Source organism: Micromonospora sp. NPDC005806 (assembly GCF_042871425.1).
In the GTDB taxonomy this organism is placed as follows: Bacteria; Actinomycetota; Actinomycetes; order Mycobacteriales; family Micromonosporaceae; genus Micromonospora.
Window position 1 is genome coordinate 1 of sequence record NZ_JBIAIL010000088.1, and the last position, 6,816, is coordinate 6,816.

Annotated in this window: 6 protein-coding genes; 4 read left to right on the forward strand and 2 right to left on the reverse strand. The window is 67.8% G+C overall.

Translation table 11 applies throughout. The features are described 5' to 3' along the window. The first annotated feature begins 121 nt into the window (after window positions 1-121). Window positions 122-1,162 carry a hypothetical protein gene (locus ACFYOS_RS36215; protein ID WP_387151816.1) on the forward strand — a complete coding sequence of 347 codons (1,041 nt, stop codon included), beginning with the start codon at window positions 122-124 and terminating at the stop codon, window positions 1,160-1,162. Window positions 1,163-1,363: 201 nt separating this feature from the next. Here the strand turns inward: ACFYOS_RS36215 and ACFYOS_RS36220 are convergent, their stop codons facing one another. Next, the gene (locus ACFYOS_RS36220) at window positions 1,364-2,608 is read right to left on the reverse strand and encodes a hypothetical protein (protein ID WP_387151819.1); all 1,245 of its coding nucleotides are present in this window, start codon (window positions 2,606-2,608) and stop codon (window positions 1,364-1,366) included. 549 nt (window positions 2,609-3,157) lie between these two features. Beyond that, window positions 3,158-4,195: an IS110 family transposase gene (locus tag ACFYOS_RS36225; RefSeq protein ID WP_387151822.1), complete on the reverse strand. Its 1,038-nt coding sequence runs from the start codon at window positions 4,193-4,195 to the stop codon at window positions 3,158-3,160. A gap of 397 nt (window positions 4,196-4,592) precedes the next feature. Between ACFYOS_RS36225 and ACFYOS_RS36230 the strand changes: the two genes are divergently transcribed. From ACFYOS_RS36230 to ACFYOS_RS36240, 3 genes are all read left to right on the forward strand, one after another. Further along, a complete protein-coding gene (locus tag ACFYOS_RS36230; protein WP_387151825.1) occupies window positions 4,593-5,768 on the forward strand; it encodes a transposase in 1,176 nt (391 codons plus the stop codon). Window positions 5,769-5,876: 108 nt separating this feature from the next. After that, entirely contained in the window at window positions 5,877-6,131 is a 255-nt protein-coding gene (locus ACFYOS_RS36235; RefSeq protein WP_387151828.1) for a hypothetical protein, read from the forward strand. 120 nt (window positions 6,132-6,251) lie between these two features. After that, window positions 6,252-6,506 carry a DUF2695 domain-containing protein gene (locus ACFYOS_RS36240; RefSeq protein WP_387151831.1) on the forward strand — a complete coding sequence of 85 codons (255 nt, stop codon included), beginning with the start codon at window positions 6,252-6,254 and terminating at the stop codon, window positions 6,504-6,506. Window positions 6,507-6,816 lie beyond the last annotated feature (310 nt).

Genomic DNA, 6,816 nt, shown 5'->3' on the forward strand with positions numbered 1-6,816 from the left:
GGCTCTTCGGACAAGCCACTTCCCGGACCCGCCACCACCCACCCTAAACCCCTGGTTCCAGCAGCGTCTTGACATAAAGGGGTGCCAGATGCGGACGCCGCGTCGAGGCTCAGCGGACCGCATGATCTGTCGTATCCGGTCGTTAGGATCATCGGCCATGACTCGCACCACGCCGCCGCGGCCGCTGGACATCACAGAGCTCTTCCCCGAGTTGAGGGAGCACTCGGCGACGGCCACGCGGCTGCATCCCCGGCCCGGTACGCCGACGGCCGCCGACAGTTCGGTCGGTGGCCCGCTGCTCTGGCCGGCCGATGAGGCTTGGCCGGTGTGCACAGATGGCGATGCCCACTACATTTCCCAACTCCAGACGCCGTCGACGGTCCGCCGCAGCCGGGAGATCTACGCGGCGGCGCAGGCCCGCGCCGACGCGACGGGCACTCGTTACGCCCTGACCGACGAGGAGCGAGCGCTGTTGCCGGGCCTCGACTTCTCCGAGCCGCACAGCCTGGTGAACCAGCCGATCTCGCTGCTCCCGGTGGCGCAGCTGTACCGCCGGGACGTTCCCGACTTCACCGGCCCGGACGGCGCCGATCTGTTGCAGGTGCTGTGGTGCCCGCTGGACCACCCCGAGGAGGGCTACAACCCGCGGGTACGGCTGTACTGGCGGCGCAGCGCCGACGTCAGCCGGCCCTTGGCCGCGGCTCCCGAACCGCCCGTCGTCAACGACTCCTATCTGCCGACTCCCTGCGTCGTGTACCCGGAACAGATTCGCGAGTACCAGTACGGCGAACTGCTGCCCGAGGAACTCGACGCCCGGATCACCGCCTGGGAGGAGGAGACCGAGGAGGAATCCGACGAGGAGGGAATCGACTATCAGTTCGACCTGTCACTGGCGCCGGGCTGGAAGCTGGGCGGCTTCGCGAACTGGTCGCTGACCGACCCGCATCCGGTGGACTGCACGGAGTGTGGCACCGCGATGACGCTGCTGTTCACCGCCGACTCCGGTGAGTGGCACGGGTCGGGCGGCAGCTGGCGGCCGATGGAAGATCCGGCGGAGGCTCCGGCCAACCCCACCGATGTCACCATCGGCCGGGGTTATGCCCTGTACATCTTCCGCTGCCCGGTCTCGTTCGATCACCCACTAGCCACCGCCATGCAGTGATCTCTTCGAACGTCGGCAACCGACACGGCGCACTACTTTCGGCACGATCGGACGCAGGGCCTCCGTGAGGGTCTGTCGCGGTGGGTAGCGCTCGGTTGGCGGCAGAAGGGTGCGGTCATGGCGATCCGTGGTCGGTTGCGTGAGCGGCCGGAGTCCGCCGGTCACGAAGCGCAACGGGAGGCCCTGCAGGTGCGTGATCGCTCAGCTGAGCCGAGCAGCGGCGGTGGCGCGTACCTCGGGAGTCTCCATCGGGTCATCGCGGAGATAGCTCAGCTGTTTGCGGGTCATGTCGTCGAGTGGCGTGTGTTCGGCCGCGAACTGTCGTACATCGCTCTCGCAATCCCACAAGCCCTCGATGAGCAGCGAATTCGTGTTACCTGTGTCGAGCGCTGTAACGGCGCGTAGGTACGCGGCCCGCTCGAAGGTGTGCGGGCTGAACCAGGCGCGGCGGAGCCGGGGTACCGCGGCCTGCGTGGCCGGTCCGCCAATACGGGCGATGCCCTCGGCGAGGTCATCGTATCCACAGCGGTCTTCGGTCCTGCGGTCCAGCCAGTCCCAGCCGGCGAGCAGCGCCGGAAGGTCGGAGTCGTCGCCGTGCTTGGCCAGCACCAAGCAGGCGGTCCAAATCATCGGATGGATGGGGGGTGCGGCCCAGGCTCGGGCCAGCGGGAGTGCCTGGGGGCCGAGCAGTCGGATGGCGCGGCCCAGCGGGGCGTGGAGCTCTGTCACGGGCAACTCGTCCACGATCGGCAGCAGCGCCGGTTGCGGCCCTCGATGGTTCAGCTCACGCAACGCGGCTTTCTGCCGGTCGGTCCCGTCGGTGCGAAGCATCGTGAGGAGATCCTCGGTCGACTGCTGCTCAAGTGGTCGTGCCAGTGCCGATGGCGGCTGGAACGCCGCGACCCCAGTGGCGATCTGGTCCTCCACGGCGGCCCAGTCCCGCCACGGCCGGCTGCGCCAGAGCACCTCGTCCGCACGGTCACCTTGTGCGAGCCGGGTCCGCGCGACCGGCAACAGATCGTCCCACAGCTCGCGGCGCCAGTCCCGGGCGATCGTGTGGAGCACGTCGACCCAGCGCGGGCCGTTGTGGACGTGCCACCGCAGCCCGTCGATCGCGTGCCGGTCGCCCGCGCGGCCCAATACCTCGAGTACCGCGAGGGTGTTGTCGAACGTGTTGTCATCGTCATCGACCGCGTGTTGGTGCAGCAGGGTGAGCAGTGGAGGTACCGGCAGCGCGAGATCGCGGATCAGCCGGGCCAGGTAGACGGCGCGCTCGTCGACGAGCCAGTCCCAGCGGTAGTCCCGCTTGACGCACGCGAGTACGGCCTGTGGCGCTGCCGGGTCGTGAAGCGCGCGGTACGCGCCGCGGCCGAGGCCGTGCTGGAGCGAGCCAGTGAAGGTTGTTGGGTTGGCGTAGTACCAGATAACCGTGGTCGGTTCCGTCATCGTGGCCAGAACGCTCCTCGTGGCCCGGAGTACGAATCGTGGGCCACCGTACCCACGACACCGCGCATCCGCGACAGACTTCCGGACCTCGGTCGCCAGGCCACAGAAGCGCCGGCAGAGACCCAGCACGGCTGCGCACGCACCACGTCATCCATGAAGGAGCGGGGCCGGTCAAGGCTGGGGTTTTGACCCGGTGACGTTGTTTTGCCCGTCTTCTGGCATGGTTTCCGGGCAGGCGCGTGTGCGGCGTCGGGGTCAGGGCTGGGCCGCAGGCCCACCCGTAGGGCTTGGCCTTGACGCCGGTGCCGTGGACGCCATCGTGGTGATGCCGGAAGTCGGTGTTGTGGGTGTGGTCGCGTCGCCAGGTTCCGACTGCTGTCGGAAGGGCAGGCCGTGGTTCGGCTGCCGGTCATCCATTCGCCCCGCGGGTTCGGGGGCATGGTGGTGTGCGACCGTGACCGGACGGGGTCAATCAAGCGGGCGGCCTCGCCGTCGGCCGACGGGGGCCAGACGTGGCACGACCACGCGTCCGGTCACGTCCGAACCTGCTCACGCCGCCGCCTTGCCCGGTACGAGGGCACGGATGTGCCCGTCACGCAGGCCGTAGTAGACGAGGGTGAGCAGCTTGCGGGCCACCGCGACGGTGGCGATGTTGCCGCCGCGTCGCTCGGCGATGCGGGCGCGGGAGCCGGTCAGCCAGCCGGCGCTGTGCGGGACGCCGTGAGCGGCCTCGACCGCCGCCCACCGCACCAACGTCGAGCCTTGCTTGGTGATTCGTCCCCGATGCACGACCAGGTCGGACTCGCGGTGGCGGGGAGTGAGCCCGGCCCAGGAGGAAAGCTGCGCCGGGCTGGGGAACCGGTCGACCTCGCCGATCTCGGCGACGAACACGGCCGCCAGGACTGGTCCGACACCGGGGATGGCCTGGATCGCGGTGTAACCGCGGTGCCCACAAAGTCTGGCCCGGATCGGCCCGGCAACCGCGTCGATCTCGAAATCAACCGCGTCAATCAGCCGGCACAGCGAGGACACCCGACCCCGATACGCCCCGTCCAAGGGCGCCCGAGCAAGCAGTTCCCGTCCGCCCACGCCGAACAGATCCGACACCGCGATGTGCACGCCCTGCTTGGCCAACACCGCGTGCACCGACGCCTTCAACCCCGAACGCCACGCGACCAGCTTGGCCCGATACCGCACCAGCTCCCGCAACTCGCGCACCGCCGGCGGTGCCGCATACGCCTCCGGCAGCCTGCCCATGCGCAGCAGATCCGCCAGATCAGCGGCGTCCCGGGCGTCGTTCTTCACCCGCCGGTAAGCGAACCCTTTCACCCCCAACGGATGCGCCAAATGCACCTGCGCGCCGGCCGCGGCCAACACATCCACCGCCCAGTACCAGCCATAGGTGGCCTCCAAGACCACCTCCGGGTCCGGGCCGGCCTTGGCGATCTCCAACCCCAGCGCGACCGGGTCATTGTCGATCCGCACCGTCGCGAGCTTCTCGCCCGCCTCGCTCATCCGCACGATCACCGACCGACGCCGATGCAGATCAATACCCACAATCTGCCGGCCGTCGTACTCTGCCTGCATGAGGGGCCTCCTTCGTCGTGAGACGTGAGCACCCCGAGCATCCCGCCCGGGACCCACGAGGAGCGAGGCCCCGCTCCTTCATGCCATCAACGGGCACCTGAAACCCGCGCCCGACGTACCCATCCGTTCGTCGACTACGAGCCAGACCAGGACCGAGATCATGCGATGCCTCATTGGGGGAGTATCGGTTCCGCGATTCCACCAAGGGGTCGTGGCTCCTCGGTGAGTGTCGGGGGACGGCTTCGTTGCCGCGCCGCTTGACGGCCAGTTTGAGTTCGGCCGCCCCTGACACGCCGAGGCCTCCGGACCGGCGTCTAGGGACACGCCCCAGCGAGGGCCGAACAATGAGAATCCGGCACGGTGGGGCCTCGCCATCCTCGGAGCCAACTGCGGGAGGATGAAGGACGCACCGACGATGTTTATCGGCTGGGACTGGGCCAGCGCGACCCACGACATCACTGTGCTGGACGACCGGGGCGCAATCGTTGACCGGTGGGCGCTACCTCACACCGAACAGGCCCTGATCGCAGCACTCGACCGGCTCGCTCGCCACGGCAGCCCCGCCGAACTACCGGTGATCATCGAACGCCCTGATGGGCTCGTCGTCGATCGGCTGCTTGCCGCAGGGCATCCCGTCTTCCCCGTGCATCCCACCGCGTTTCACGCTGCTCGCCCCCGCTGGGGCGCCTCCGGCGCCAAGTCCGACCCCGGCGACAGCTACAAACTCGCCGACTACCTCCGCACTGATGGTCACCGGCTGCGCCGGCTGCAACCGGCTGACCACGGGCTGAGCGAACTGCAAAGTCTCACCCGGCTACGGGAAGACCACGTCCGCGCCCACACGGCCGCCACCAACCAGCTCGCCGCACTGCTGGACACGCACTGGCCCGGACCCCGCAAGCTCTTCCAGTCCCTGGCCTCTCCCATCGCGTTGGCGTTCCTGACCGATTACCCCACTCCCGAAGCAGCCCGGCGCCTGGGCGAGGTCCGGATGGCTGGCTTCTTGCGCCGCAACTCCTACCGAGGTGGCAAGACAGCAGTCGAGCTGCTGCAGCGGCTACGCAGCGCACCCACAACCCCGGCAGCCCTGCCCGCAACCACTCTCACCGCGATGATCCACGCCCAGGTGCAGCTGCTGCGAGCTCTGCAGGCCACCATCGCCGACCTCGAGAAGCTGATCAAGGAGCTCATCGCGGTGCACCCACGAGCCCAACTTCTCGCCGCCCTACCCGGCGTCGGTCAGATCAACCTGGCACAACTCCTCGCCGAGGTCGGACCGATCCTCATGCGCGTCGACACCGCCGAGCAGGCCGCCGCGGAATGTGGCACCACCCCGGTGACCAAAGCATCGCCCGCCTGCAATCACCCTGGGCCGCAAAGCTCTACGCCGACGCCCGAGCACGCGGCAAACGCAACCCCCACGCCGTCCGCATCGTCGCCCGTGCATGGCTACGGGTCATCTGGGCCTGCTGGCACACCAACATGCCCTACAACCCCACCCAGCACCGCGCCGCCCACGCCTTCACCACCACGACTTGACTCAGGGAACTCAAGCGCTACATCGCACGTGTAACTTTCCGCATGCTCGCGTCGCCACCCGTGGACCAGGCATCCTTGCCTGGTGCCACCGCTACTGACTGAGGACGAGTACAAGGCAACGATGGGACCCCACCCCACGAGAGTGGGTCCGGACCAGGAACCCCCCTTCGACTTCTGGCCCTACTTCGACTCCATCCCCGAAGACGACTTCAACGGGCACGACTTCTCCGACGGCCGCGTCACCTACGCCTGGCAGTCGCCAGACGGGGCACACCAACACGTCCTGGTCGACTGTGAGACACCCAACGTGTTCCTGGTCCTCGTGCTCGACCTACATGCCTCCTCGGTCCTCGGTCATCACCTACTCGACCTCAACCGGCTCTACGGACTCGCCTGAGCCGGGCCGCCCTCCCCACTTGATCAGTTCTCGCGCGATGGTGCGACGAGCGCGTAACGCCTGGGCGCGGCTGGGAGCATGATGGCGCCGTTGACTCGACTCTTCCAAGAGGCGGTAGGCATGCCACAGTCGGACGCTGAACGCGCAGCACGATCTGCATTGCCGATCAGCGCGGTACAACTCGACTCACTGGTCGCGTTCATCGTGACCCGCGGCAACGAGGAAGGTTGTGACCACTCATTGCGGCTCGCCCAGGCGTGGGCTCTTGACCACGGCGTCGATTGGAACCTGCTGTCTGCTTGCCTCGAAGACCTCGGTGGTTACTGCGACTGCGAGGTCGCGATGAACTGCAACCCCGACCAGGTCTTCCGCTGAGGAACTGACGAACTTGCGCTCCCTCGCTATCCATTCTGATGCAAGCGAAGCTGGCCACCGATACACGGCATTGCACTCATCTCGGCTACTTGTTTCATTGACCTGCGATCGTGGCCCGGCCAGGCTTCGGTCGAGGCGCCCGGGCTGTCGCTCTCATTTCGGCTGCCCATGCTGGTCGTGTGGCTCTCATTTGGCCTGCGCGGCCCGGGCGTCGCCCTAGTACGGCAGCCGCCGTTTGAGATGTCGCTGGCGGTGAGGGGTGGACGCGAGGCGGCCACCGCGTGATCGTCTGTACGTTGTGGACATAACT